This window comes from Streptomyces sp. JK94, from assembly GCF_053613315.1.
Window position 1 is genome coordinate 17,103 of sequence record NZ_JBSICH010000032.1, and the last position, 24,491, is coordinate 41,593.

Sequence of the window (24,491 nt, forward strand, 5' to 3'; positions counted from 1 at the left end):
CGGCTCACGCCTGCCCCGCGAGCCGCGCCAGCGCCCGCACCGCCGCCTCCGCCAGCGCCGGATGGGCCAGGGCCTCCCGCAGGACGGGTGCGGCCCGCCGGTCGCCGAGCGTGCCCAGCCCCTCCACGCAGGCGAGCGCCACGCGCCGGTACGGGTCGTGCGGACGCAGCCGTCGCCGCAGGGTGGTGATCAGGGCGGGTACCGCCTCGGGGGCCCGCAGTTCGACCAGCAGCCGTACCGGGTGCAGGGCGTAGGCGACGCGCAGTTCGTTGGTGGCGAGGGCGGCGGCGGCGCGGGCGGTGCGCGGGTCGCCGAGGCGGGCGAGGGCGTGGGCGGCGGAGGCGCAGCGCGGGGGGTCGCGGTGGTTCAGCAGCAGCACGAGGGACTCGAAGGCGCGCCGGTCCCCCGCCACGCCCAGCCGGAAGGCGGCCAGTTCGCGGGCCCAGAGCCGGTGGCCGGGTTCGGTGAGCACCGCGGCCAGCTCGTCCGGGTCGCCGGTCGCCACGAGCCGTTGGTACGCCACCGGGTCGCCCGGCACCCCCGACGCACCCGCCTCGGCCCGTAAGCGCTCCGTGAGCGTGCGCAACTCTTCGTCCATGACACCGAGGTTAGGGGCGTCGTCGGGCGGGTGGGACGTACATCACGAACACCGGGGTCTGGCGCGCTCGTTACCCGCGAGTTAATCTCAGACGAGCGAGTTACCCACTCGCGGTACTCCTCACGGCGGTCCGGTGACGCAGCCGCGGTGAGAGCAGTCGGTCCGGTACCGGGCATCGAGGTACCGCAGTACGACCGCGCCCCGGGACAGGGCCGGTCGGACCCCGCCGCCGCACGGGCGTGTGCACGCCCTGCGCTCCGGCACCGGGCGTGTGCGCCAGTCGGCCCGGCAACACCCGCACCCCTTTCCTCACGCACCCGGTGCGCCGCAGGCGTATCCGGGGACGTTCCCGTCGTCACCCTCATTCCTGGAGTCCCGCGATGGCCACTCCCCTGTCCGACACCCCTCTGTCCCCGCTCCGGACCATCGCCGTCGTCGGCCTCGGCACCATGGGCACCGGCATCGCCGAGGTCCTGGCCCGGGCCGGCCGTGACGTCGTCGGCATCGACGTCAGCGAGGCGCAGGCCGCGACCGCCGTCGCCGCGCTGGAGTCCTCCACCGCCCGCGCCGTCGAGCGCGGACGCCTCACCGAGCAGGAGCGCGCCGGTGCCCTCGCCCGCGTGCGCACCTCGACCGACCTGCGGGCGGCGGCCGACGCGGACCTGGTCGTCGAGGTGGTCCCGGAGTCGTACGAGATCAAGCAGCAGGTCTTCCGGGAGCTGGACGGGATCGTGCGTCCCGGGACGATCCTGGCGACCGGCACCAACGCCCTGTCCGTCACGCGGCTGGCCGCCGAGTCGGCCCACCCGGAGCGGGTGCTCGGCCTGCACTTCTTCAACCCGGCCCCGGCGATGAAGCTGGTCGAGGTGGTCTCCTCCGTGCTGACCGCGCCGGGCGCCGTCACGGCCGTCACCGACCTCGCCCTCGACCTCGGCAAGGAGCCCGTCGCGGTCGGCGACCGGCCCGGCTTCGTCGCCGACGGGCTGCTGTTCGGCTACCTCAACCAGGCCGCGGCGATGTACGAGGCGAACTACGCCTCCCGCGAGGACATCGACGCCGCGATGCGGCTCGGCTGCGGCCTGCCGATGGGCCCGCTGGCGCTGCTGGACCTGATCGGCGTGGACACCGCGCGCACCGTCCTGGAGGCCATGTACACCGCCTCCCACGACCGTCTGCACGCCCCCGCCCCGGTCCTCAGGCAGCTCAGCGAGGCGGGCCTGACGGGGCGCAAGGCCGGGCGCGGTTTCTACACCTACGAGGCGCCGGGCAGCGCGGTCGTCGTGCCGGACACCCTGACCCCGGGGGCGAGCGGCACCGCGGTCGCCGGCCGCCCCGTGCGGGCGGTGGGCGTCGCCGGTTCGGGCACCATGGCGTCCGGTATCGCCGAGGTCTTCGCCAAGGCCGGGTACGAGGTGGTGCTCGCCGCCCGCAGCGCGGAGAAGGCGCGGACGGCCAGGGCTCGGATCGGCACGTCGCTGGCGCGCGGCGTCGACAAGGGCCGGCTGACCGCCGAGGCCGCCGCGCGGACCCTGGAGCGGATCACCCCGACGGGGACGTACGACGACTTCGCCGACGTCGACCTGGCCGTCGAGGCGGTCGCCGAGGACCTGGAGGTCAAGCGGCAGCTGTTCGCCACGCTGGACAAGGTCTGCAAGCCGGGCGCGGTGCTGGCCACCACCACCTCCTCGTTGCCCGTCGTCGCCTGCGCCCGCGCCACCTCGCGCCCGCAGGACGTGATCGGCATGCACTTCTTCAACCCGGCGCCGGCCATGAAGCTGGTCGAGGTGGTCCGCACGGTGCTGACGGCGGACGACGTGCACGCCACCGTGCGCGAGGTCTGCGCCGGGGTCGGGAAGCACGCCGTGGACTGCGGCGACCGGGCCGGCTTCATCGTGAACGCGCTGCTGTTCCCGTACCTGAACAACGCCGTGAAGATGGTCCAGGAGCACTACGCGACGCTGGACGACATCGACGCGGCGATGAAGCTGGGCGGCGGCTACCCGATGGGCCCGTTCGAGCTGCTGGACGTGGTGGGGCTGGACGTCTCGCTCGCCATCGAGAAGGTCCTGCACCGCGAGTTCCGCGACCCGGGCCTGGCCCCGGCGCCGCTCCTGGAGCACCTGGTGGCCGCGGGCTGCCTCGGCCGCAAGACGGGCCGCGGCTTCCGCGAGTATGCCCGCCGCTGAGCGACCGGGTGACTGGTTCCGGCCCGAGGAGGACTGGGGCGGGCTGCTCGATCCCGCCGGGTCTCCCCCGCCCCGTCCGGGCGGGGGAATCCCCGGTCACGCGCATGATTGCGCGCACATGCAGTACGTTCGGGTCATGTCCCAGCCCGCCAGGTCCCCACGTACACCAGCCACGCCCGACGCGCCGGAGAGCGCGGCCGGCGGCCGGGCCGCCGCCCAGCGGCTCAAAATGCGCCGGGAGCTGGCGGCGGCCGCGATGGAGCTGTTCGCGACCAAGGGGTACGAGGCGACCACCGTCGACGAGATCGCGGCGCAGGCCGGGGTCGCCCGCCGCACCTTCTTCCGCCACTTCCGCTCCAAGGAAGAGGCGATCTTCCCGGACCACGACGACACCCTGGTCCGTGCCGAGGCGGTGCTCAACGCGGCTCCCGCGCACGAGCACCCGCTCGACACCGTGTGCCGCGGCATCAAAGAGGTCATGAAGATGTACGCGGCCCGGCCGGAGATCTCGGTCGCCCGGTACAAGCTGACCCGTGAGGTGCCCACCCTGCGCGAGGCGGAGATCGCGTCCGTGGCCCGCTACGAGCGCCTCTTCACCCGCTATCTGCTGGGTCACTTCGACGAGCACGCGCACGACGACGACGCGAACGACGACCCGCTGCTGGCGGAGGTCGCCGCGTCCGCCGTGGTCACCGCGCACAACCACGTGCTGCGGCGCTGGCTGAGGGCGGGCGCGCAGGGAGACGTGGAGGCCCAGCTCGACCACGCCTTCGCGATCGTGCGCAAGACGTTCGGCACGGGCATCGGCGCCGGGCGCTCCGCCTCCGCCGCCCGGCCGGCCTCCGCCTCGGCGTCCGTGCAGGGCGAGGTGCTGGTGACGCTCGCGCGTACCGACGCACCGCTGCACGAGGTGATGCGGACCATCGAGCAGGCGCTCAAGGAGCGCTGAGCGGGCTCCTCCCGCTGTGACGACGGCCACGGGCAACGGCCACCCGCCGGGTGGCCGTTTTTGCATGTCAGTGCCCCTTTTCGGCGGCGCCCGGGCCCCCGTTCGATCGATCATCGCTCATCTGTCGGGCAAAGATTCATCTGAGAACAATTTCTGGCACTCAGTGCCTTGCGGGGTGACACGCGGTGTCATACGTTGAAGGTGTTCGGGCTGTCCCCGCACCTCATCCCCTGCGCGTCCGAACGCCTGCGTCACAGGCACCCTCACCCACCCTCATCAGCACCGACGTAACCCCCAGCGCCCCTCCCTCAGGGCGCTCACCGCCGGAGGCAACACCGTGAAGGACATCCTGGACGCGATCCAGTCGCCCGACTCCACGCCGGCCGACATCGCCGCACTGCCGCTGCCCGAGTCGTACCGCGCGATCACCGTGCACAAGGACGAGACCGAGATGTTCGCGGGCCTCGAAACCCGTGACAAGGACCCGCGCAAGTCGCTCCACCTGGACGAGGTGCCGTTGCCCGAACTGGGTCCCGGTGAGGCCCTGGTGGCCGTCATGGCCTCCTCGGTCAACTACAACTCGGTGTGGACCTCGATCTTCGAGCCGCTGTCGACGTTCGGGTTCCTGGAGCGCTACGGGAAGGTCAGCGAGCTGACCCGGCGCCACGACCTGCCGTACCACGTCATCGGCTCCGACCTGGCCGGCGTCGTGCTCCGCACCGGCCCCGGCGTCAACGCCTGGCGGCCCGGCGACGAGGTCGTCGCGCATTGCCTCTCCGTCGAGCTGGAGTCGTCCGACGGCCACAACGACACGATGCTCGACCCCGAGCAGCGCATCTGGGGCTTCGAGACCAACTTCGGCGGTCTCGCGGAGATCGCCCTCGTCAAGTCCAACCAGCTGATGCCCAAGCCGGGCCACCTCAGCTGGGAGGAGGCCGCCGCCCCTGGCCTGGTCAACTCCACCGCGTACCGCCAGCTGGTCTCCCGCAACGGCGCCGGCATGAAGCAGGGCGACAACGTGCTCGTCTGGGGCGCCAGCGGCGGTCTCGGCTCCTACGCCACCCAGTTCGCGCTGGCCGGCGGCGCCAACCCGATCTGCGTCGTCTCCTCGCCGCAGAAGGCGGAGATCTGCCGCTCGATGGGCGCCGACGCGATCATCGACCGCAACGCCGAGGGCTACCGGTTCTGGAAGGACGAGCGGACCCAGGACCCGAAGGAGTGGAAGCGCTTCGGCAAGCGCATCCGCGAGTTCACCGGCGGCGAGGACATCGACATCGTCTTCGAGCACCCCGGCCGCGAGACCTTCGGCGCGAGTGTCTTCGTCACCCGCAAGGGCGGCACCATCACCACCTGCGCCTCGACCTCGGGCTACATGCACGAGTACGACAACCGCTACCTGTGGATGTCCCTCAAGCGCATCATCGGCTCCCACTTCGCCAACTACCGCGAGGCCTGGGAGGCCAACCGCCTCATCGCCAAGGGCAGGATCCACCCCACGCTGTCCAAGGTGTACTCCCTGGAGGACACCGGCCAGGCCGCCCACGACGTCCACCGCAACGCCCACCAGGGCAAGGTCGGCGTGCTGTGCCTCGCCCCCGAGGAGGGCCTGGGCGTGCGCGACGAGGAGATGCGCGCCAAGCACGCCGACGCCATCAACCGCTTCCGGAACATCTGAGGAGCGCCGCATGAGTGAGCGTCACAAGGACCGGCCGTGGCTGATGCGGACCTACGCCGGTCACTCCACGGCCGAGGCGTCCAACGAGCTGTACCGGCGCAACCTCGCCAAGGGCCAGACGGGCCTGTCGGTCGCCTTCGACCTGCCGACCCAGACCGGCTACGACTCCGACCACGTCCTCGCCCGCGGCGAGGTGGGCCGGGTCGGGGTGCCGGTCGCGCACCTCGGTGACATGCGCCGGCTGTTCCAGGACATCCCCCTGGAGCAGATGAACACCTCGATGACCATCAACGCCACGGCCATGTGGCTGCTGGCGCTCTACCAGGTCGTCGCCGAGGAGCAGGGTGCGGACGTCACCAGGCTCCAGGGCACGACCCAGAACGACATCGTCAAGGAGTACCTGTCCCGGGGGACGCACGTCTTCCCGCCGGGGCCGTCCCTCCGCCTGACGACGGACATGATCGCGTACACCGTCTCCCACCTCCCGAAGTGGAACCCGATCAACATCTGCAGCTACCACCTGCAGGAGGCGGGCGCCACGCCGGTGCAGGAGATCGCGTACGCGATGTCCACCGCGATCGCCGTGCTGGACGCGGTGCGCGACGGCGGCCAGGTGCCGCAGGAGCGCATGGGCGACGTCGTCGGCCGCATCTCGTTCTTCGTGAACGCGGGCGTCCGCTTCGTCGAGGAGATGTGCAAGATGCGCGCCTTCGGCCGCATCTGGGACCGCGTCACCCGCGAGCGGTACGGCATCGAGGACCCCAGGCACCGCCGCTTCCGCTACGGCGTCCAGGTCAACTCCCTCGGGCTGACCGAGGCCCAGCCGGAGAACAACGTCCAGCGGATCGTGCTGGAGATGCTGGCCGTCACCCTCTCCAAGGACGCCCGCGCGCGTGCCGTGCAGCTGCCCGCCTGGAACGAGGCGCTCGGGCTGCCCCGGCCCTGGGACCAGCAGTGGTCGCTGCGCATCCAGCAGGTGCTGGCGTACGAGAGCGACCTGCTGGAGTACGGCGACCTCTTCGAGGGCTCGAAGGTGGTCGAGGCGAAGGTGGACGACCTGGTCGCGGAGTCGCTCGCCGAGATCGAGCGCATCCAGGAGATGGGCGGCGCGATGGCCGCCGTCGAGTCCGGCTACCTCAAGTCCCGGCTCGTCGCCTCGCACGCCGAGCGCCGCGCCCGGATCGAGTCGGGCGAGGAGAAGATCGTCGGTGTCAACGCCTTCGAGGCCACCGAGCCCAGCCCGCTGACCGCCGACCTGGACACCGCGATCCAGACGGTCGACCCGGCGGTGGAGGCCCGCGTCATCGCCTCGCTCCAGCACTGGCGGGACACCCGCTACCAGCCGCCCTTCAACCACCCGCGCCCCTGCAAGGCGCTGGAGAAGCTGAAGGAGGCCGCCCAGGGCACCGACAACCTCATGGCGGCCACCCTGGAGTGCGCCCGTGCCGGCGTCACGACCGGCGAGTGGGCCGGGGCGCTGCGCGAGGTGTTCGGGGAGTTCCGCGCCCCCACCGGCGTGTCGTCGGCGCCGGTGGCGGTCGCCGCCGAGGAGGGCTCGGCCCTGTCCGAGGTCCGCCGCAGGGTGGACCTGACGGCGCGGGACCTGGGGGTCGGCAAGCTGCGCTTCCTGGTCGGCAAGCCGGGCCTGGACGGTCACTCCAACGGCGCCGAGCAGATCGCCGTGCGGGCCCGCGACGCCGGGTTCGAGGTGGTCTACCAGGGCATCCGGCTCACCCCGGAGCAGATCGTGGACGCCGCCCTCGCGGAGGACGTGCACGCGGTGGGCCTGTCGGTCCTCTCCGGCTCGCACGCCCGGCTCGTCCCGGACGTGCTGGAACGGCTCCGTGTGGCCGGTGCCACAGACATACCGGTGATCGCCGGTGGCATCATCCCGAACGGTGACGCCGAAGAACTGCGGGCCGCGGGAGTGGCCGCGGTCTTCACTCCGAAGGATTTCGACATCACCGGCATCATCGGCCGGATCGTCGACGAGATCCGGAACGCGAACAAGCTCGACCCCCTGGAGGTCCCCGCATGACGACCGTCGACCGCCTTCGCCCCCGCCGCTCCTGCCTGGCGGTCCCGGGAAGCAACCCGCGCTTCCTGGAGAAGGCCCAGGGCCTCCCGGCCGACCAGGTCTTCCTCGACCTGGAGGACGCCTGCGCGCCGCTCGCCAAGCCGGAGGCGCGGCACACCGTCGTGAAGTTCCTCAACGAGGGCGACTGGACCGGCAAGACCCGCGTGGTGCGCGTCAACGACTGGACGACCGAGTGGACGTACCGCGACGTCGTGACGGTGGTGGAGGGCGCCGGCCCGAACCTCGACTGCATCATGCTGCCGAAGGTCCAGGACGCCCGGCAAGTCGTGGCGCTCGACCTCCTCCTCACCCAGATCGAGAAGACGATGGGCTTCGAGGTCGGCCGCATCGGCATCGAGGCGCAGATCGAGAACGCGCAGGGCCTGAACAACGTCAACGAGATCGCCCAGGCCTCCCCGCGCGTGGAGACCATCATCTTCGGCCCGGCCGACTTCATGGCGTCCATCAACATGAAGTCCCTGGTCGTGGGCGAGCAGCCGCCCGGCTACCCGGCGGACGCCTACCACTACATCCTCATGAAGATCCTGATGGCCGCCCGCGCCAACGACCTCCAGGCGATCGACGGCCCCTACCTGCAGATCCGCAACGTCGACGGCTACCGCGAGGTCGCCCGGCGGGCCGCCGCCCTCGGCTTCGACGGCAAGTGGGTGCTGCACCCGGGCCAGGTCGAGGCGTCCAACGAGATCTTCTCGCCCTCCCAGGAGGACTACGACCACGCCGAGCTGATCCTGGACGCGTACGACTACCACACGTCCGAGGCGGGCGGCAGGAAGGGCTCCGCGATGCTCGGCGACGAGATGATCGACGAGGCCAGCCGCAAGATGGCGCTGGTGGTCTCCGGCAAGGGACGTGCGGCGGGCATGCGGCGCACGTCGAAGTTCGAGATCCCGGAGGGCTGAGGGCCATGCAGTTCGGACGCACCTACGAGGAGTTCGAGGTCGGGGCGACGTACAAGCACTGGCCGGGCAAGACGGTCACGGAGTACGACGACCACCTGTTCTGTCTCCTCACCATGAACCACCACCCGCTGCACCTGGACGGCAACTACGCCGAGAGGACGACGGACTTCGGCAGGAACGTGGTGGTCGGGAACTACGTCTACTCCCTCCTGCTCGGCATGTCGGTGCCGGACGTCTCGGGCAAGGCGATCGCCAACCTGGAGATCGAGTCGCTCCGGCACGTGGCACCGACCTTCCACGGCGACACCCTCTACGGCCAGACGACCGTGCTCGACAAGTGGCCGTCCAAGTCGAAGGGCGACCGGGGCATCGTCCACGTCGAGACCAAGGGCTACAAGCAGGACGGCACGCTGGTGTGCGTGTTCCGCCGCAAGGTGATGGTGCCCACCGAGACGTACGTCAAGGAGCGGGGCGGCGAGCAGCCGGGCCGCCCCGAGCTGAAGGAACAGGGGAAGTAGATGAGCCACCTCGCCCAGACCCACGGCCTCACCGACGTCCAGCGGGAGATCCTCTCCACCGTCCGGGACTTCGTGGACAAGGAGATCATCCCGGTCGCGACCGAGCTGGAGCACCGCGACGAGTACCCGCAGGACATCGTGGACGGGCTCAAGGAGCTGGGCCTGTTCGGGCTGATGATCCCGGAGGAGTACGGGGGCCTGGGCGAGTCGCTGCTCACCTACGCGCTGTGCGTGGAGGAGATCGCCCGCGGCTGGATGTCGGTGTCCGGCATCATCAACACGCACTTCATCGTGGCGTACATGCTCAAGCAGCACGGCACGCGGGAGCAGAAGGACCACTTCCTGCCCCGCATGGCCGCCGGCGACGTCCGGGGCGCCTTCTCGATGTCGGAGCCGGCGCTGGGCTCCGACGTGTCGGCGATCTCCTCGAAGGCCGTGAAGGACGGCGGGGAGTACGTCCTGAACGGCCAGAAGATGTGGCTGACGAACGGCGGCACGTCGTCGCTGGTGGCCGTTCTGGTGAAGAGTGACGAGGGTCACCCGGACGGCACGGCGCCGCACCGGTCGATGACGACCTTCCTGGTGGAGAAGGAGCCCGGTTTCGGCGAGGTCCGGCCCGGACTGACCATTCCCGGCAAGATCGACAAGATGGGCTACAAGGGCGTCGACACCACCGAGCTCATCATGGACGACCTGCGCGTTCCCGCCGACCGGGTGCTCGGCGGAGTCACCGGCCGAGGTTTTTACCAAATGATGGACGGCGTCGAGGTCGGCCGCGTCAATGTGGCGGCGCGTGGGTGCGGCGTCGCTCAGCGCGCCTTCGAGCTGGGCGTCCGGTACGCCCAGCAGCGTCACACTTTCGGCAAGCAGATCGCCCAGCACCAGGCCATTCAGTTCAAGCTGGCGGAGATGGCTACCAAGGTGGAGGCCGCGCATGCGATGATGGTGAACGCTGCACGCAAAAAGGACTCGGGCGAACGAAACGACCTGGAAGCGGGGATGGCCAAGTACCTCGCCTCTGAATACTGCAAAGAGGTCGTGGAGGACGCCTTCCGGATCCACGGCGGGTACGGCTTCTCCAAGGAGTACGAGATCGAGCGCCTCTACCGCGAGGCCCCGATGCTCCTGATCGGGGAAGGCACCGCCGAGATCCAGAAAATGATCATCGGCCGCCGACTGCTCGAAGAGTATCGATTCCAGGGTTAGATGTCCGGATACGGGGTGTTTTCTTGGAGAAGAAGGTCACACCCCGTAGGCAGTGTTCGGTCGCCGACTCGGCTTCCTGGCTTACCCAGTTGCGGCGGGAAGCCGCTACGATCGCCGGAAAGCCGCCGTCCCCCGTCAGTGTGCGGCATCATCCGCTACGAAGGTCATCCATGCCCCACAGCCAAACCTCTGCATCTCGCGACAGCCTGGCCGGCGTACGCCTCGCGCGCGGAGCATCGCCGTGGCTTCTGCCGACCGTCGCCACCGCAGCCGTCAGCCTCCTTGGTGCCCGCCGCTCCGGCGTCGCCAAGGCCGTCGCCGTCCCCGCCACCGCGCTCGCGGCGGGGATGCTGTGGTTCTTCCGCGACCCCGAGCGCGAGATCACCCAGGGCCGGGTCGTCTCCCCCGCCGACGGTGTGGTGCAGAGCATCATGCCGTGGAAGGACGGCCGTACCCGCGTCGCGATCTTCATGAGCCCGCTCAACGTCCACGTCAACCGCGCCCCCCTGGCGGGCACCGTGACGTCGGTCGAGCACCTGCCGGGCGGCTTCGTTCCCGCTTTCAACAAGGAGAGCGAGAACAACGAGCGCGTCGTGTGGCACTTCGACACCGAGCTCGGCGACATCGAGATGATCCAGATCGCCGGCGCGGTGGCCCGCCGCATCGTCCCGTACGTGCCGCAGGGCACCAAGGTCGAGCAGGGCGACCGGGTCGGTCTGATCCGCTTCGGCTCACGCGTCGACCTGTACCTGCCGGAGGGTGTGGAGGTCGCGGTCGAGGTGGGGCAGAAGACGGTGGCTGGGGTGACTCGCATTGACCGTGGTTGATCCACAGACCCAGGCCGGATGGGTGCCGGAGGGCGACGAGGTGGACGACGACGAGGAGATGCCGCTCTCGCTCCGCCTCTCGATAGCGGACACCCTCACCCTCGGCAACGCCACATGCGGCTTCATGGCGGTGTACTTCACCACCACGGGCATCCTGATCCCGCACCTCATGGGCAGCGACGAGTCGGGCATGGCCCGGCACAGCGCGGCCACCGCGGTCATCCTGATGCTGTGCGCGGCGATCTTCGACCTGTTCGACGGCCTGGTGGCGCGCAAGCTGCGCAGCTCGCCGATGGGCGCCGAGCTGGACAACCTCTCCGACCTGATCAGCTTCGGGCTGGCGCCGGCATACTTCGTGCTCGTCTACGGCATGGTCGCCGACGACGCCTACCAGCGGGTGGCGGCGGTGGGGGCGATCGTGGTGCTGCTGGCGGTGGTGCTGCGGCTCGCGCGGTTCTCCTGCGTCACCGTCAAGGACGGCACGTTCCAGGGCATGCCGTCGCCGTTCGGGGCGCTGACGGTGGTGTCGATCGTGCTGCTGGAGCTGCCCTTCGTGGCGACGCTGCTCGCGATCATCGGTACCGCCTGGCTGATGGTGAGCAGGGTCGAGTACCCGAAGCCGCGGGGGCGGCTCGCGGTGGCGATGCTGTCGTGGATCGTGCTGTCGATGGGGCTGCTGGCCGCCTGGGCCTTCGAGGCGCCGAGCGGGCAGCTGCTGCTCCAGACGGGGTGCGCTCTGCAGCTGGTGATGGGCGCGGTGATTCCGCTGTTCGCCACCGCCCGCAAGGTGAACAACTTCAGGGACAACCGGCGCGAGGCACGGGCGGCACAGCCGTAACACCACGCGCTCGCGGAGGGCCCCGGACCCGGGTGAGTGGGTCCGGGGCCCTCCGCATGCGCGGTGCCCGGCATCGGTGTCACGCTCGCCGGGGGTTCGCCCCCCGGCCGGTGCCCGTGGCCCGCCCGCCGCCCGACGCGGTGGGTTCGCGAGGGCCGCGGCGGCCCACCCGCCCGGTCCGTCGATTGAGGACGGAACCGGTCGAGGACGGAACCGGTCAGGCCGGCAAGGGACCCCCGGGGCGGGTACGGGAAGGGGCGGCAGGACGGGGGCGGAGCACCCCCTACGTCAGGAAGTCCCTCGCGATGTTCTCCGCGACCCGCTCCAGGATGGGCCCCGCCTCGGCGATGCACTTCGCCACGTCCGGTTCGACGTCCGTCAGCGGGTAGGCCCGCCGGATCCCGGCCCGCCCGAGCACCTCCGGCGCCAGCGCCAGCCGCCCGCACACCGCGATGACCTCCCTGCCCGCGGCCCGCGCCACCGCGGCGACGCCGGCCGGGGCCTTCCCGTGCAGGGTCTGCTCGTCCAGCGAGCCCTCCCCGGTGATCACCAGGTCCGCCCGGTCCAGCGCCGGCGCGAAGCCGAGCACGTCCAGCATCACCTCGATACCGGGCCGGAACCGCGCCCCGAGCAGCATCGCGCCGAAGCCGATCCCGCCCGCCGCGCCGGCACCCGGCGAGGCGGCGTACCCGGCGGCCCGCGCGCCCGCGGCCCCCGTCTCCAGTACCTTCGCGAAGTGCGCGAGGGCTCCGTCCAGGGTCTCCACGTCCTGCGGTGAGGCCCCCTTCTGCGGGCCGTAGACCGCGGGGGCGCCCTTCGGCCCGGTCAGCGGATTGTCCACGTCGCTCGCGAGCACCAGCTCCACACCGGCCAGCCGCGGGTCCAGACCCGACAGGTCGGCCGAGGCCAGGGCCGCGAGGCCACCGCCGCCGGGCGGGACCGGCTCGCCGGCTCCGTCCAGGAACCGGGCACCCAGCGCCGCCAGCATCCCGGCGCCGCCGTCGGTGGTCGCGCTGCCGCCGACGCCGAACACGATCGTCCGGGCCCCCGCGTCCAGCGCGGCCCGCAGCAGCTCGCCCGAGCCGTGCGTGGACGCCGTCAGCGGTGCGAGGACACCGGCCGGCAGCCGCTGCAGCCCACTGGCCTCGGCCATCTCCACCACCGCGGTGTCGCCGCGCAACGCGTAGGCGGCCGTCACCTCGTCACCGAGGGGCCCGGCGACCCGGACCTCCCGGCGCTCGAAACCGGCCGCGACCGCCGCGGCCACGGTGCCGTCGCCGCCGTCGGCCACCGGCAGCGCCTCGACCCGGACGTCCGGCACGACCCGGCGCAGTCCGGCCGTCACGCGCTCGGCGACCTCGACGGCCGTCAGCGACCCCTTGAACTTGTCCGCGGCGACGAGCACCCGGCGGGCCCCGTCCACTGCAGCGTCAGCCACCTTGCTCTCCCCTTGCTCTCCGAGCCTTGCGCACGTCAAGGCAGTCGCGCCGCTGCGACCTTAACCGGAGGACGGCCGCGCCGTCATGCCCCGCCCGCACCCTGGAACGACCGGGACGGCACTCGGGCTCGTTACGCTTCCGCAATGACCACTGCTGACTACGCCACCTACATCGCCGGGCTCCCCCGCGTGCTCGCCGGTGCCGCCGCCCTGTTCCGCGACGCCGAGGGGCGGGTGCTGCTCGTCGAGCCCAACTACCGTGACGGATGGGCGCTGCCCGGCGGGACGATCGAGTCGGAGGACGGGGAGGGTCCGCGGCAGGGCGCGAGGCGGGAGACCGCCGAGGAGATCGGGCTGGACGTCCCGATCGGCCGGCTGCTCGCGGTGGACTGGGTGCGCGGGACGGGCCGTCCGCCGATCGTGGCGTACCTGTACGACGGCGGCGTCCTGTCCGAGGACGACCTCAAGGCGATCCGGTTGCAGGAGGAGGAGCTGTTGTCCTGGCGTCTGGTGCCGCGCGAGGAACTGGGCGACCACCTGCTCGGCGCGTTGCACGGCCGGGTGCTGACCGCGCTGGACGTCCTGGCGGACGGTGCGGGGACGGCCGAGCTGGAGAACGGCGTCCGCGTCGGCCGATAACCGTTCGCCGGCCGCACACCTGCGCCCTACCCTCGACCGCATGACCCGCAGGCCCCTCGTCGCCGTCCTGAGCGGCGCCGGTATCTCGACGGACTCCGGCATCCCCGACTACCGCGGGCCGAACGGGCTGTGGCGACGCGACCCGGAGGCCGAGAAGCTCGTCACGTACGAGTACTACAATGGGCGACCCGGACATCAGGCGCCGCTCCTGGCGGATGCGGCGGGAGAGCCAGGCTCTGCGGGCCCGGCCGAACGCCGCGCACCGCGCGGTGGCGGAGCTGGAGCGGTCCGGGGTGCCGGTCCGGGTGCTCACGCAGAACGTGGACGGCCTGCACCAGCTCGCCGGGCTCCCCGCCCGCAAGGTCCTCGAACTGCACGGCAGCGCACGGAGCTGTGTGTGCACCGGCTGCCACGCCCGGGGCCGATGGAGGACGTGCTGGCCCGTCTCGACGCCGGCGAGGACGACCCGCCGTGCCTGGAGTGCGGCGGCGTCCTGAAGCCGGCGACCGTGATGTTCGGCGAGCGCCTCGACCCGGTGGTGCTCGGCGAGGCGGCCGCCATCAGCAAGGCGTGCCAGGTGTTCGTCGCCGTCGGCTCCAGCCTCCAGGTGCAGCCCGCGGCGGGACTGGCCGGCGTGGCCGCCGACCACGGCGCCCGCCTGGTCGTCGTCAACGCCGAACCGACGCCGTACGACGAACTCGCCGACGAGGTCGTCCGGGAGCCGATCGGGACCGCGCTGCCCGCGCTGCTGCGCCGACTGGGCGCCGGGAGGGGCGAAGAGGGCGACTGAGCGGGTGGATGAGGAGGTCGTTCCGGTCCTGCGCATGGCCGACGCCGCCGCGGCCGTGCGGTGGTACGCGCGGCTGGGATGCGCCGAGCAGTGGGAGCACCGTTTCGAGCCCGGTCTGCCGGCGTCCGTGGAGGCCGCGCGCGGGCGGATGCGGCTGTTCCCGTCGGAGCACACCGGGGACGCCCGGCCGGACACGCCGGTGTACCCGCGGGTGGCCGACGTCGACGCGGCCGCCGCCTTCGGCGGCGTCCGAGTCGAGGAGGCGCCGTGGGCACGCGAGATCGAGCTGCGCGACCCGGACGGCAACCGCCGGAGGATCGGCACGCTGCGCGGGTGAGGCGAGCGTGCCGTGATAGTGGCGGCGCCGCGCCGGACGCCCGGGCCCGGGCTCCGGTCGGCCGTTCGGCCGTTCGGCGCGGGCGAAGGCCGGGGCGACGCGCGCGGACACCGGCCCGGCGCGGGCGAAGCCCGGGGCGACGCGCGCGGAGACCGGCCCGGCGCAACAGCTTCCCGTCCCGCCCCGAGGAGCCCCGGTGGTCAGAAGAGCGCCGCACCCCGTTCGAAGTCCAGCAGGCGCTGCTTGCGCTCCAGGCCGCCGCCGTAGCCGGTGAGGCCGCCGCCCGCGCCGACGACGCGGTGGCAGGGGACGATGATGCCGATCGGGTTGCGGCCGTTGGCGAGGCCGACGGCGCGCGAGGCACCCCGGTTGCCGAGGGCGTCGGCGAGTTCGCCGTAAGTGCGGGTCTCGCCGTAGGGGATGCGGCGGAGCTGGTCCCAGACCGTGCGCTGGAACGGGGTTCCGTTCAGGCGCAGGTCGAGGGTGAAGTCCGTCAGCTCGCCGGCGAAGTACGCCGTCAGCTGTTCCTGCGCCCGCGCGAACGGCCCGTCGTCGGCCGCGCCGAAGGACTCCTCCGGCGGGCGGTGGCGCTGGTCGGTCATGTAGAGGCCGCACAGGGCGCCCTCCTCGGCGACGAGGGTGAGCGCGCCGTAGGGGCTGTCGATCACGGTGTGCTGTCTCACGGGGATTCCTCGGAAGGTTCATACGGGCAGGAGGTTGATCGGGTGGTCGTCGGTCGCCCACAGGTACTGGACGGCGTAAGCCCGCCAGGGCCGCCAGGCCGCGGCGCGGGCGGTGAGCGCCACCGGCGTGGAGGGCAGGCCGAGGGTGCCGGCGGCGCGGCGGACGCCGAGGTCGGTGGGGAGGAAGGCGTCGGGGTCACCGAGCGCGCGCATGGCGATGACGTCGGCGGTCCAGGGGCCGAAGCCGGGCAGGGCGAGGAGCCGGGCCCGGGTCTCGGCCCGGTCGGTCTCGACGCCGAGGTTGAGTGAGCCGTCGGCCAGGTGGGCCACGAGGGTGGCCAGGGTGGTGCGGCGGGCCCGGGGCATCGCCAGGGTCTGCGGGTCCACCTCCGCCAGTGCCGTCGCCGACGGGAAGAGGCGGGTCAGGCCGCCCTCGGGGTCGTCGACCGGCTCGCCGTGTGCCGTGACCAGGCGGGCGGCGTGGGTGCGGGCGGCGGCGGTGGAGACCTGCTGGCCGAGTACGGCCCGTACGGCGAACTCCGCCTCGTCGACCGTGCGCGGCACGCGCCGGCCGGGTGCCTTGTCGACGAGCGGCGCGAGCAGCGGGTCGGCGCGCAGCTGTTCACCGACGGCCGCCGGGTCGGCGTCCAGGTCGAGCAGGCGCCGGCAGCGGCTGATGGCGACGGTCAGGTCGCGCAGATCGCTGAGGGTGAGGCGGCAGGCGATGTGGTCGGGGTTCGGCGTGAGGGCCACGATGCCGTGACCGTACGGGAGGCGCAGGGTGCGCCGGTACGCGCCGTCCCGCCACTCCTCCACGCCGGGGACGGCGGTGGCGGCGAGGTGGCCGAAGAGGTTGTCGGGGTGGAGCGGGGTGCGGAACGGGAGGCGCAGGGAGAGGGTGCCGGGGGTGGTGCCGGCGAGGGGGCTCTTCGGGGCGGCGCGGGTGCGCAGGTCGCTCGGGGTGAGGGCGTAGACCTCGCGGACCGTGTCGTTGAAGGCGCGGACGGAGGAGAAGCCGGCGGCGAAGGCGACGTCCGCCATCGGCAGCGGGGTCGTCTCGACGAGCAGGCGGGCGGTCTGGGCGCGCTGCGCGCGGGCGAGTGCGAGCGGTCCGGCGCCCAGCTCGGCGAGCAGCTGGCGTTCGATCTGCCGGGTGCTGTAGCCGAGCCGTGCGGCGAGGCCGGGGACGCCCTCGCGGTCCACGACGCCGTCGGCGATCAGCCGCATGGCGCGGGCGGTGAGGTCGGCGCGCCGGTTCCACTCCGGTGAGCCGGGGCTGGTGTCCGGGCGGCAGCGTTTGCACGCCCGGAAGCCGGCCTGCTGGCAGGCCGCCGCGCTGGGGTGGAAGGTCATGTTCTCGGGCTTGGGCGGCACCACCGGGCAGCTGGGCCGGCAGTAGATGCGGGTCGTCAGGACGGCCGTGAAGAACCAGCCGTCGAACCGCGCGTCCTTCGACCGCACGGCACGCACGCAGCGCTCGGTGTCGGTGTGCATTCCCCTCTGCATGACTCCAGGATGGCCCGCCGGCCCGGCGGGAGCTGGCGGGAATCCGACATGGACGTCACGCTTCCTGGGCCGGTCCGGATCGCCACGCCGACTCGCGCAGCAGCCGCAGGCCGTTGAGGCCGACCAGTACGGTCGAGCCCTCGTGCCCGGCGACGCCCAGCGGCAGCGGCAGATGCCCGATCAGGTCCCACAGGACGAGCACGGTGATGCACGTGCCCGCGATCACCAGGTTCTGGACCACCAGGCGGCGGGCGCGCCGGGACAGCCGGACGACGGCGGGCACGGCCGCCAGCTCGTCGCGCACGACGACCGCGTCCGCGGTCTCCAGGGCCAGGTCGGAACCGGCACGGCCCATGGCGAGGCCGGCGTGCGCCGCGGCGAGCGCGGGGGCGTCGTTGACCCCGTCGCCGACGAAGAGGACCTTGCGGCCGGCGCGCTCCCGTTCCCGTACCGCCTCGACCTTGTCCTCGGGCAGCAGGCCCGCGCGGACGTCGGTGATGCCGGTCGCGGCGGCCACGCGGGCGGCGGCGGTCGCGTGGTCGCCGGTGAGCAGGGTGGGGGCGGTGCCGGTGAGGGCGGTGAGCGCGGCGGTGGCCCCGGCGGCGTCGGCCCGCAGGCGGTCGGTGAGGGCGAGGGTGCCGACGGGGGTGCCGTCGCGGGTGACCTGGACGGTGGTCTCGGCGCCCTCGGGGGCCTCGGCGCGGCCGACGTGCACCGTGCGGCCCTCGACGACGGCCGTCACACCGCGGCCCGGGGTCGCCGTGAAGTCCTGGGCGGGCGCGAGGCGCAGACCCCGGGCGCGGGCGGCGGCCACGATCGCGCGGGCCAGCGGATGCTCACTGGGGTGCTCGGCCGCGGCGGCGAGCGCGAGGAGGGCGTCCTCGTCGAGACCGGTACCGGGCAGCGGCCGTACGGCGGTCACCTCGGGGGCGCCTTCGGTGAGGGTGCCGGTCTTGTCGAGGGCGGCGGCGTCGATCTCGCCGAGGCGTTCCATGGCGACCGCCGACTTCACCAGGACGCCGTGCCGGCCCGCGGTGGCGATGGCGGACAGCAGGGGCGGCATCGTGGCGAGGACCACCGCGCAGGGCGAGGCGACGATCATGAAGGTCATGGCGCGCAGCAGGGCGTCCGTGAGGGCGGCGCCGAAGGCGAGCGGGATGCCGAAGACCGCGAGGGTGGCCACCACCACGCCGACCGCGTAGCGCTGCTCGATCTTCTCGATGAACAGCTGCGTGGGCGCCTTGGTGCGGGACGCCTCCTCGACCAGGGTGACGATCCGGGCGATCACCGAGTCGGCCGGGTCGCGTCCGACGCGGACGCGCAGGGCGCCGGTGCCGTTGAGGGTGCCGGCGAAGACGTCGTCGCCGGGGCCCTTGAGGACGGGGAGGGACTCGCCGGTGATGGTGGCCTGGTCGACCTCGCCGGTGCCGTCGGCGACCGAGCCGTCTGCGCCGATCCGCTCCCCCGGACGGACCAGGAGGACGTCGCCGACGGTGAGGGCGGCGGTGGGGACGGTCTCCTCGCGGTCCCCGGTCACGCGTGTCGCGGTGGTGGGCGCGAGGTCGAGCAGACCGCGCACGGAGTCGGCGGTGCGGGCGGTGGCCAGGGCCTCCAGGGCGCCGGAGGTGGCGAAGATGACGATCAGCAGGGCGCCGTCGAGGACCTGTCCGATGGACGCCGCGCCGAGTGCCGCGACGATCATCAGCAGGTCGACGTCCAGGGTCTTCTCGCGCAGCGCCCGCAGGCCCTCCAGCGCGGGCTCCCAGCCGCCCGCGGCGTAGGCGAACGCGTAGAGCGGGCCGTACGTCCAGGCGGGGGCGGAGCCGAGGTCGAGCGGGAGCGCCGCGAGGAAGGCGAGCAGCGAGGCGAGCGCCCAGCGGGCCTCGGGCAGGGCGAGGACGCGGGTGCGGCGGCGGGGCGCCCGGTGGGCGGGCGCGGGGACCGGGGCGGGGACGAGCGTGGTGGACACGCGCCCCACCATACAGGAACAGATGAAGACTCATTCATGCATTCAGGCGGGGTGAGTAGGATGAACCGCATGGGTCACGGAGCCGCCACCACCGCGCAGGACGCCGCCGCACGCGTGCGACTGGACGCGGACAACGTCGCGAAGGTCGCCACCACGCTCCAGGCCCTGTCCACGCCTTCCCGGCTGCTGATCCTGGCCCGCCTGCGCGAAGGCCCGCTGCCCGCCACCGAACTGGCGGCGGAGGTCGGCATGGAGCAGTCCGCCTGCTCCCACCAGCTGCGGCTGCTGCGCAACCTGGGCCTGGTGGTGGGTGAGCGACACGGCCGGTCGGTGGTGTACGCCCTGCACGACCACCATGTCGCCGAACTGCTCGACCAGGCCGTGTACCACGTGGAGCACCTGCGGCTGGGCATCAGCGACGCGGCACAGTGAGCAGCCGCCGCATGGTCTCGGCGGCGCGTACGGCGGCGTCCGCGCAGCAGTTGTTGAAGAGCACGTGCAGTTCGTCCGCCTGTCGGGCGGCGCGCCGCAGCCGGGGCACCCAGGCGGCGAGTTCGGCGGCGGAGTAGTCGTACCGGAAGCGGTCCTCCTTGCTGCCCCTCCCCCACGCGCGGCTGCGCCCGTGGAAGCGGACGACCGCGAGGGCCGGCCGGGTGACCGGCGCGACGGGCGGCAGGGACGCGGGCAGGTCCTGGGCCATGTCGGTGCCGACGGCCGAGGCCCCCAGCGCGGACAGCAGCGCGTGGGTGGTGTCCGCCTGTTCCGCCGCCCACCACCCCGGATGCCGGAACTCCACGGCGAGCGGCCAGCCCTGCGTGCGCCGCATGCATGCTTCGAGCGCCGCCTCGGCCTGGGAACCGGGCGCGAACCACGGCGGGAACTGGAACAGCACGGTGCCGAGCCGCCCGGCCTCGCGCAGCGGCTCGACCGCCTCGGCGAAGCGCCCCCATACCTCGTCCAGCAGCCCCTCACCCGCCTGACCGCGCCGCAGCGCGGCGGGGCCGGCCCGGCGCAGGTCGGGCGGCAGGGCCTCCACCCGCGTGGGGTGGCCGGTCAGCAGGGAGAAGGCCTTGACGTCGAACCGGAAGCCCTCCGGCGTGCGCTCCACCCACAGCTCGGCGTTGCGCCGGCTCGGCAACGCGTAGTACCCGGCGTCCACTTCCACGACGGGCAGCCGCGAGGCGTAGTGCCGCAGCCGCCCCTCGGCGTCCCGTCGCCCGCGCGGATACCAGCCGCTCGTGACGAGTTGGCGGTCCGTCCAGGAACAGGCTCCCACCAGTACGTCGTTCATGGGAGTCCGGGTTGCCCCGGACTCCCCGTTCATCCCCCGGTCATCCGGTCGCCGTGGGCCGGCGCGAGGCCGCCGTCGCCTCCCCCACGTCGGTCAGCGGGCGCAGCCGGTAGGTGTACGCGTAGTCCCGGTCGGCGAACAGCTTGAACTCGTCGTGCGTGTGCGCGCCCCAGCTGTTGTCGCCGCCGACGCCCATCTGACGGTGGTTCAGCCTGAGGACGACGGCGTCCCGCGGCGTGAGCTGGTGGTCGTGGCGCGCCCCCGCCGACAGGTCCTCCGGGGTGAAGTGGGACGCGTTGGCCTCCAGCAGGGGCTCGCCCGAGGCGAGGAGACCGACGCCGTGCCGGTCGGTGAGGGCGATCCAGCGGACGTCGGTCTTGTTGCCGTTCTCCTGCGGGCGGATGTACGGCGTCCACTGCTCGGCGACGGTCCCGGAGTACAGGCCGACGTCGGTGCCGTTGTTGCGGTCCCAGTGATTCTCCTCGGGGCCGCGGCCGTAGTAGTGCAGCCGGTCCAGGCCGCGCGGCAGGAACAGCAGGGTGCCGACCTCGGGGAGGTACGGCAGGTCCGCGGCGCCCGGGCGCAGGGTGTTGCCGACCTTGATCTCGCCGTTGCCGAACACCGTGAACGTGGTGGTGTACGTCGACTCCACGGTGGTCGGCAGGGTGCCGCTGACCTCGATCTCCACGGCCCGGTCGCCCAGGGCGCGGACGGCGACGTCCGTGACCGTGCGCCGGGCGCCGGCGTCGCGCCAGGTCTGGTTGCGGGTGTGCTGGCCGTTTCCGCGGTCGTTGTCGGTGGGCGCGCGCCAGAAGTTGGGCACGGGCCCGGAGGTGATCAGCCGCCTGCCCTTCGCCTCGAACGAGGTGATGGTGCCGGCGCGCTTGTCGACGGTCACCGAGAAACCCCGGCCGTCGACCGTGACCTCGTCGTCGCCGTCCCGGTGGCGCAGGGGCGGCACCCGGTCCAGGGGCACGGGGGTCACCGCACGGACGTCCGCGTCGAGGGCGAGCTGCGCACGGGCGACCTCGAAGCCCGCCTTCGCCCAGGGCGTGGACTCCTTGGCGGTGAAGGACAGCTGGAGGAAGTACTCGGTGCCGGGCGCCGGGTCGTCCGGCAGCCGCACGGGCACGGTGATGTCCTTCCTGGACAGGGGCTCCACGTCGAGCTGCCCGCGGTCGAGCCGTCCGCGCCGCACCGTCTCCCCGTCGGCGACGAGTTCCCAGTGGCCGTCGAACTCGCGGAGGCTGGTGAACAGGTACTCGTTGACGAGCGTGACCGCTCCCGGGCCACCGGACCGCCGCTCGACGCCGACGGCCTGGTGGACCCGCTTGATCTCGGCGGCCTTGCCGGTGTGGCCGCGGTCGGCCAGGACGACGCCGTCGGCGGCGAAGCAGCCGTCGTTCGGGTTGTCGCCCCAGTCGCCGCCGTACGCGAGGAAGGTCTTCTCCTTCGGCCGCTTCCTCTCGGCCTTCACGGTCCGCGCGTCGAACCAGAACCGCACGCCGTCGTCGCCGGGGCCGCGGTCGCCGTCGGCCAGTTCGGCTGCGGTGAGGGCACGGGCGTAGACGCGGGCGCGGCGGATGGTGCCGCTGAACTCGCGCACCTGGTTGTCGGCGTCGGTGGCCAGGGCCAGGGGCGCCGTGTTGCCGGTGGGCCTGCGGTCGGTGGTGCGGGTCGCCCGCCGCTCGCCGTCGACGTACAGGGTGAGGGTGCCGGCCTCCGCGTCGAAGACGCCCGCGAGGTGGTGCTCACGGCCGGTCCAGTCCTCCGGCACCGTCCAGGTGGCGGTGATCCACCGGCCGCCGGAGTGGATGAAGAACTCCAGCGTCCGGTTGTTCTGCTTAAGCGCGTACTGGGTGTCGCCCTTGGTGAGGATCGGCTGGTGGTAGCCGGTCACGCCCGGGGTGGCCCAGGCCTCCAACGTCAGCGAGCCGGTGAGGTCGAGGCCCTCGTCGCGGGCGAAGACCGTGCCGCCGGACAGGCCCACGCCGCGCCCGAAGGTGCCGGAGGCGGCGAGGACCTCACCGCGCAGCCCGGCGGGGCCCTCCTCGGTCAGACAGATGCGCTCCGGGACCGGCCAGGTCAGCGACTGGTCGGCGAAGTCCCAGATCCAGCCGCCCTGGAGCACGTCGTGGGAGCGGACGACGTCCCAGTACTTCTTGAAGTTGCCGTTGGAGTTCCCCATCGCGTGGGAGTACTCGATCATCACGTACGGGCGGGTGTCGGAGGTGTCCTTCGCCCGCTGCTCGACGCGCTGCGGGGTGTCGTACATCTCCGAGCGGATGTCGCTGACGCCCGGCCGGTCGTCGCCCTCGTACTGGATGACGCGGGTGGGGTCGTAGGAGCGGATCCAGTCGTGCATGGCGGTGAAGGTGCTGCCGCCGCCCGCCTCGTTGCCGAGCGACCAGATGACGACCGAGGCGTGGTTCTTGTCGCGGTGCACCATGTTCTGGGCGCGGGCCACGCAGGCCTCGGTCCACTCGGGGTGGTCGCCGGGATACTCCTCGCGGATGCCGTGGGTCTCCAGGTTCGTCTCGTCGACGAGGTAGAGGCCGTACTCGTCGGCGAGTTCGTACCACAGGGGGTTGTTCGGGTAGTGCGAGGTACGGACGCTGTTCATGTTCAGCCGCTTGATGATCCCGATGTCCTCGACCAGGTCGTCGCGGCCGAGGGCCGTGCCGCGGTCGGGGTGCATCTCGTGGCGGTTGGTGCCGCGGAAGGAGACGGGCTTGCCGTTGATGCGCATCAGGCCGTCCCGGAGCGCGAACTCCCGGAAGCCGACCCGGTGGGACAGGGTCTCCACGACCTTCCCCGCGGGGTCCCGCAGGCGCAGTACGGCCGTGTAGAGGTTCGGGTGCTCGGCCGACCACAGCCGGGGCCCCGGTACGGCCTTCGCGGCCCGTACGGTGACGTCCCGGCCGGCGCCGACCGTGCCGAGGTCGGCGGACTGTTCGAGCGGGCGGGACCAGACCGCGTGGCCGCGCGCGTCGTAGAGCTGGGTCTCGACGGTGTACCGGCCCGCGTCGGCGCCCTCGCCGTACGCCCGCACGCTTGCGGTGACCGCCAGTTCGGCGTCCGTGTACGTGTCGTCGAGCGGGGTGTCCAGCTTGAAGTCGCGCAGGTGCACGGCCGGCGTGGAGTACAGGTAGACCGAGCGGAAGATGCCGCTCAGCCGGATCATGTCCTGGTCCTCCAGCCAGTCCCCGTCGGCGTAGCGGTACACCTCCACGGCGATCTGGTTGGTGCCGGGTTCGAGGCGGTCGGTGATGTCGTACTCGGAGGGAGTGCAGGAGTCCTCGTCGTAGCCGACCAGTTCGCCGTTGATCCACACGTAGTGGGCGGACTTGACGCCCTCGAAGTGGAGGAAGGTGCGGCGGCCCTGCCAGTCACGGGGGACGGTGAACGTCCGCCGGTACTGGCCGACCGGGTGGTGGCGGGTCGGCGCGGCGGGCGGCCGGGGGTCCTCGCCGCGGCCGTTGGGTCCCCAGTACGGGTAGGTGACGTTCAGGTAGATCGGGTGGTCGTGCCCGTGCAGCTGCCACACGGACGGCACGGGGATGGTCTCCCAGTCGCCGTCGTCGGTGTCGGTGCGGTGGAAGTCGGCGTCCCGGTCCTCGGGGCGGTCGGCGTAGGCGAACTTCCACATGCCGTCGAGGCTCAACCGGTACGGCGAGCGGGTGCGGTCCGCGGCGAGGGCCGCGCTCACGTCCGCGTACGGCATGAGTGTGGTGTGCGGCGGTTCGGTGCCGAGCCGGAAGACACCGAAGTCCCGCCACTCCGGGGGCTCGTCGGCCGCCGCCCGCCGGCCGGCCGCGTGTGCCGCGACGGGCGGGGCGGACAGGGCGAGCGCGCCGAGGACGGCGGCGCCCCCCTCCAGGAGGCGCCGGCGGCTGACGAGCGGCCGGGAGCGGGGGGCCGGGAGTCCGGCGGGTGACACGGGCGAGTGCGGCATGACCGTGGCCTTCCGTGTGCTTCGGGGGCGACTCAACGCACGGTGCTGTGGAAGCAGTTGAGGTGTGGGTGGGACGCAACTGCCGGTGA

Annotated in this window: 19 protein-coding genes and 1 pseudogene; 13 read left to right on the forward strand and 7 right to left on the reverse strand. The window is 72.5% G+C overall.

Annotated features, from left to right (window positions below; translation table 11 throughout):
* Nucleotides 1–4: 4 nt before the first annotated feature.
* Nucleotides 5–598 (reverse strand): adenylosuccinate lyase, encoded by a 594-nt coding sequence (locus ACVV2G_RS25280; protein ID WP_453845062.1) that lies wholly within the window; start codon nucleotides 596–598, stop codon nucleotides 5–7.
* 380 nt (nucleotides 599–978) lie between these two features.
* On the opposite strand from ACVV2G_RS25280, the gene ACVV2G_RS25285 reads away from it, so the two are divergent.
* The 9 genes from ACVV2G_RS25285 (at nucleotide 979) to pssA (ending at nucleotide 11,794) form a co-directional block, all read left to right on the forward strand.
* Nucleotides 979–2,784, forward strand: coding sequence for a 3-hydroxyacyl-CoA dehydrogenase family protein (locus ACVV2G_RS25285; RefSeq protein WP_453845063.1), 1,806 nt, complete (start codon nucleotides 979–981; stop codon nucleotides 2,782–2,784).
* A 136-nt stretch (nucleotides 2,785–2,920) separates the two neighbouring features.
* Nucleotides 2,921–3,733: a TetR family transcriptional regulator gene (locus ACVV2G_RS25290; protein ID WP_453845064.1), complete on the forward strand. Its 813-nt coding sequence runs from the start codon at nucleotides 2,921–2,923 to the stop codon at nucleotides 3,731–3,733.
* 337 nt (nucleotides 3,734–4,070) lie between these two features.
* Nucleotides 4,071–5,408 carry a crotonyl-CoA carboxylase/reductase gene (gene ccrA / locus ACVV2G_RS25295; RefSeq protein ID WP_453845065.1) on the forward strand — a complete coding sequence of 446 codons (1,338 nt, stop codon included), beginning with the start codon at nucleotides 4,071–4,073 and terminating at the stop codon, nucleotides 5,406–5,408.
* A 10-nt stretch (nucleotides 5,409–5,418) separates the two neighbouring features.
* The gene (locus ACVV2G_RS25300; protein WP_453845066.1) at nucleotides 5,419–7,446 is read left to right on the forward strand and encodes a protein meaA; all 2,028 of its coding nucleotides are present in this window, start codon (nucleotides 5,419–5,421) and stop codon (nucleotides 7,444–7,446) included.
* Entirely contained in the window at nucleotides 7,443–8,405 is a 963-nt protein-coding gene (locus ACVV2G_RS25305) for an HpcH/HpaI aldolase/citrate lyase family protein (protein ID WP_453845067.1), read from the forward strand. Before ACVV2G_RS25300 ends, ACVV2G_RS25305 begins: the two co-directional genes overlap by 4 nt.
* A 5-nt stretch (nucleotides 8,406–8,410) precedes the next feature.
* Nucleotides 8,411–8,923 carry a MaoC family dehydratase gene (locus ACVV2G_RS25310; RefSeq protein ID WP_453845068.1) on the forward strand — a complete coding sequence of 171 codons (513 nt, stop codon included), beginning with the start codon at nucleotides 8,411–8,413 and terminating at the stop codon, nucleotides 8,921–8,923.
* Nucleotides 8,924–10,129 (forward strand): acyl-CoA dehydrogenase family protein, encoded by a 1,206-nt coding sequence (locus tag ACVV2G_RS25315; RefSeq protein ID WP_453845069.1) that lies wholly within the window; start codon nucleotides 8,924–8,926, stop codon nucleotides 10,127–10,129.
* A 170-nt stretch (nucleotides 10,130–10,299) separates the two neighbouring features.
* Nucleotides 10,300–10,956, forward strand: coding sequence for a phosphatidylserine decarboxylase (locus ACVV2G_RS25320; RefSeq protein ID WP_453845070.1), 657 nt, complete (start codon nucleotides 10,300–10,302; stop codon nucleotides 10,954–10,956).
* 22 nt (nucleotides 10,957–10,978) lie between these two features.
* On the forward strand, nucleotides 10,979–11,794 hold the full coding sequence (pssA, locus tag ACVV2G_RS25325) for a CDP-diacylglycerol--serine O-phosphatidyltransferase (RefSeq protein ID WP_453845105.1): 816 nt from the start codon (nucleotides 10,979–10,981) through the stop codon (nucleotides 11,792–11,794).
* Between the two features lie 283 nt (nucleotides 11,795–12,077).
* On the opposite strand, the gene ACVV2G_RS25330 is transcribed toward pssA, so the two are convergent.
* Nucleotides 12,078–13,232 carry a glycerate kinase gene (locus tag ACVV2G_RS25330; protein ID WP_453845071.1) on the reverse strand — a complete coding sequence of 385 codons (1,155 nt, stop codon included), beginning with the start codon at nucleotides 13,230–13,232 and terminating at the stop codon, nucleotides 12,078–12,080.
* 144 nt (nucleotides 13,233–13,376) lie between these two features.
* On the opposite strand from ACVV2G_RS25330, the gene ACVV2G_RS25335 reads away from it, so the two are divergent.
* From ACVV2G_RS25335 to ACVV2G_RS25345, 3 genes and pseudogenes are all read left to right on the forward strand, one after another.
* Nucleotides 13,377–13,871, forward strand: a complete 495-nt coding sequence (locus ACVV2G_RS25335; RefSeq protein ID WP_453845072.1) for an NUDIX domain-containing protein — start codon at nucleotides 13,377–13,379, stop codon at nucleotides 13,869–13,871.
* 40 nt (nucleotides 13,872–13,911) lie between these two features.
* Nucleotides 13,912–14,661, forward strand: a pseudogene (locus tag ACVV2G_RS25340) (SIR2 family NAD-dependent protein deacylase).
* 4 nt (nucleotides 14,662–14,665) lie between these two features.
* Complete coding sequence (locus ACVV2G_RS25345) at nucleotides 14,666–14,998, forward strand: glyoxalase superfamily protein (RefSeq protein ID WP_453845073.1); 333 nt, start codon at nucleotides 14,666–14,668, stop codon at nucleotides 14,996–14,998.
* A gap of 200 nt (nucleotides 14,999–15,198) precedes the next feature.
* Here the strand turns inward: ACVV2G_RS25345 and ACVV2G_RS25350 are convergent, their stop codons facing one another.
* The 3 genes from ACVV2G_RS25350 to ACVV2G_RS25360 are packed head-to-tail and all read right to left on the reverse strand — an operon-like array spanning nucleotide 15,199 to nucleotide 19,168.
* Nucleotides 15,199–15,681, reverse strand: coding sequence for a methylated-DNA--[protein]-cysteine S-methyltransferase (locus ACVV2G_RS25350; RefSeq protein ID WP_453845074.1), 483 nt, complete (start codon nucleotides 15,679–15,681; stop codon nucleotides 15,199–15,201).
* Nucleotides 15,682–15,699: 18 nt separating this feature from the next.
* Nucleotides 15,700–17,187 (reverse strand): AlkA N-terminal domain-containing protein, encoded by a 1,488-nt coding sequence (locus tag ACVV2G_RS25355; RefSeq protein WP_453845075.1) that lies wholly within the window; start codon nucleotides 17,185–17,187, stop codon nucleotides 15,700–15,702.
* A gap of 55 nt (nucleotides 17,188–17,242) precedes the next feature.
* Complete coding sequence (locus ACVV2G_RS25360; RefSeq protein WP_453845076.1) at nucleotides 17,243–19,168, reverse strand: heavy metal translocating P-type ATPase; 1,926 nt, start codon at nucleotides 19,166–19,168, stop codon at nucleotides 17,243–17,245.
* A 57-nt stretch (nucleotides 19,169–19,225) separates the two neighbouring features.
* Here ACVV2G_RS25360 and ACVV2G_RS25365 point away from each other — a divergent pair, with 57 nt between their 5' ends.
* Complete coding sequence (locus ACVV2G_RS25365) at nucleotides 19,226–19,588, forward strand: ArsR/SmtB family transcription factor (protein WP_453845077.1); 363 nt, start codon at nucleotides 19,226–19,228, stop codon at nucleotides 19,586–19,588.
* Here ACVV2G_RS25365 and ACVV2G_RS25370 read toward each other — a convergent pair.
* Both ACVV2G_RS25370 and ACVV2G_RS25375 read right to left on the reverse strand, forming a co-directional pair.
* On the reverse strand, nucleotides 19,569–20,447 hold the full coding sequence (locus tag ACVV2G_RS25370; protein WP_453845078.1) for a DUF72 domain-containing protein: 879 nt from the start codon (nucleotides 20,445–20,447) through the stop codon (nucleotides 19,569–19,571). The two genes, ACVV2G_RS25365 and ACVV2G_RS25370, sit on opposite strands and share 20 nt — an antisense overlap.
* Before the next feature lie 40 nt (nucleotides 20,448–20,487).
* Nucleotides 20,488–24,402 carry a glycoside hydrolase family 2 TIM barrel-domain containing protein gene (locus tag ACVV2G_RS25375; RefSeq protein ID WP_453845079.1) on the reverse strand — a complete coding sequence of 1,305 codons (3,915 nt, stop codon included), beginning with the start codon at nucleotides 24,400–24,402 and terminating at the stop codon, nucleotides 20,488–20,490.
* Nucleotides 24,403–24,491 lie beyond the last annotated feature (89 nt).

What these genes read in the sequence shown, in the direction of transcription:
- ACVV2G_RS25280 (WP_453845062.1), bottom strand. Translation starts at nt 598, where the DNA reads ATGGACGAAGAGTTGCGCACGCTCACGGAGCGCTTACGGGCCGAGGCG.
- ACVV2G_RS25285 (WP_453845063.1), top strand. Translation starts at nt 979, where the DNA reads ATGGCCACTCCCCTGTCCGACACCCCTCTGTCCCCGCTCCGGACCATC.
- ACVV2G_RS25290 (WP_453845064.1), top strand. Translation starts at nt 2,921, where the DNA reads ATGTCCCAGCCCGCCAGGTCCCCACGTACACCAGCCACGCCCGACGCG.
- ACVV2G_RS25300 (WP_453845066.1), top strand. Translation starts at nt 5,419, where the DNA reads ATGAGTGAGCGTCACAAGGACCGGCCGTGGCTGATGCGGACCTACGCC.
- ACVV2G_RS25305 (WP_453845067.1), top strand. Translation starts at nt 7,443, where the DNA reads ATGACGACCGTCGACCGCCTTCGCCCCCGCCGCTCCTGCCTGGCGGTC.
- ACVV2G_RS25310 (WP_453845068.1), top strand. Translation starts at nt 8,411, where the DNA reads ATGCAGTTCGGACGCACCTACGAGGAGTTCGAGGTCGGGGCGACGTAC.
- ACVV2G_RS25315 (WP_453845069.1), top strand. Translation starts at nt 8,924, where the DNA reads ATGAGCCACCTCGCCCAGACCCACGGCCTCACCGACGTCCAGCGGGAG.
- ACVV2G_RS25320 (WP_453845070.1), top strand. Translation starts at nt 10,300, where the DNA reads ATGCCCCACAGCCAAACCTCTGCATCTCGCGACAGCCTGGCCGGCGTA.
- ACVV2G_RS25335 (WP_453845072.1), top strand. Translation starts at nt 13,377, where the DNA reads ATGACCACTGCTGACTACGCCACCTACATCGCCGGGCTCCCCCGCGTG.
- ACVV2G_RS25355 (WP_453845075.1), bottom strand. Translation starts at nt 17,187, where the DNA reads ATGCAGAGGGGAATGCACACCGACACCGAGCGCTGCGTGCGTGCCGTG.
- ACVV2G_RS25360 (WP_453845076.1), bottom strand. Translation starts at nt 19,168, where the DNA reads ATGGTGGGGCGCGTGTCCACCACGCTCGTCCCCGCCCCGGTCCCCGCG.
- ACVV2G_RS25365 (WP_453845077.1), top strand. Translation starts at nt 19,226, where the DNA reads ATGGGTCACGGAGCCGCCACCACCGCGCAGGACGCCGCCGCACGCGTG.
- ACVV2G_RS25370 (WP_453845078.1), bottom strand. Translation starts at nt 20,447, where the DNA reads ATGAACGACGTACTGGTGGGAGCCTGTTCCTGGACGGACCGCCAACTC.
- ACVV2G_RS25375 (WP_453845079.1), bottom strand. Translation starts at nt 24,402, where the DNA reads ATGCCGCACTCGCCCGTGTCACCCGCCGGACTCCCGGCCCCCCGCTCC.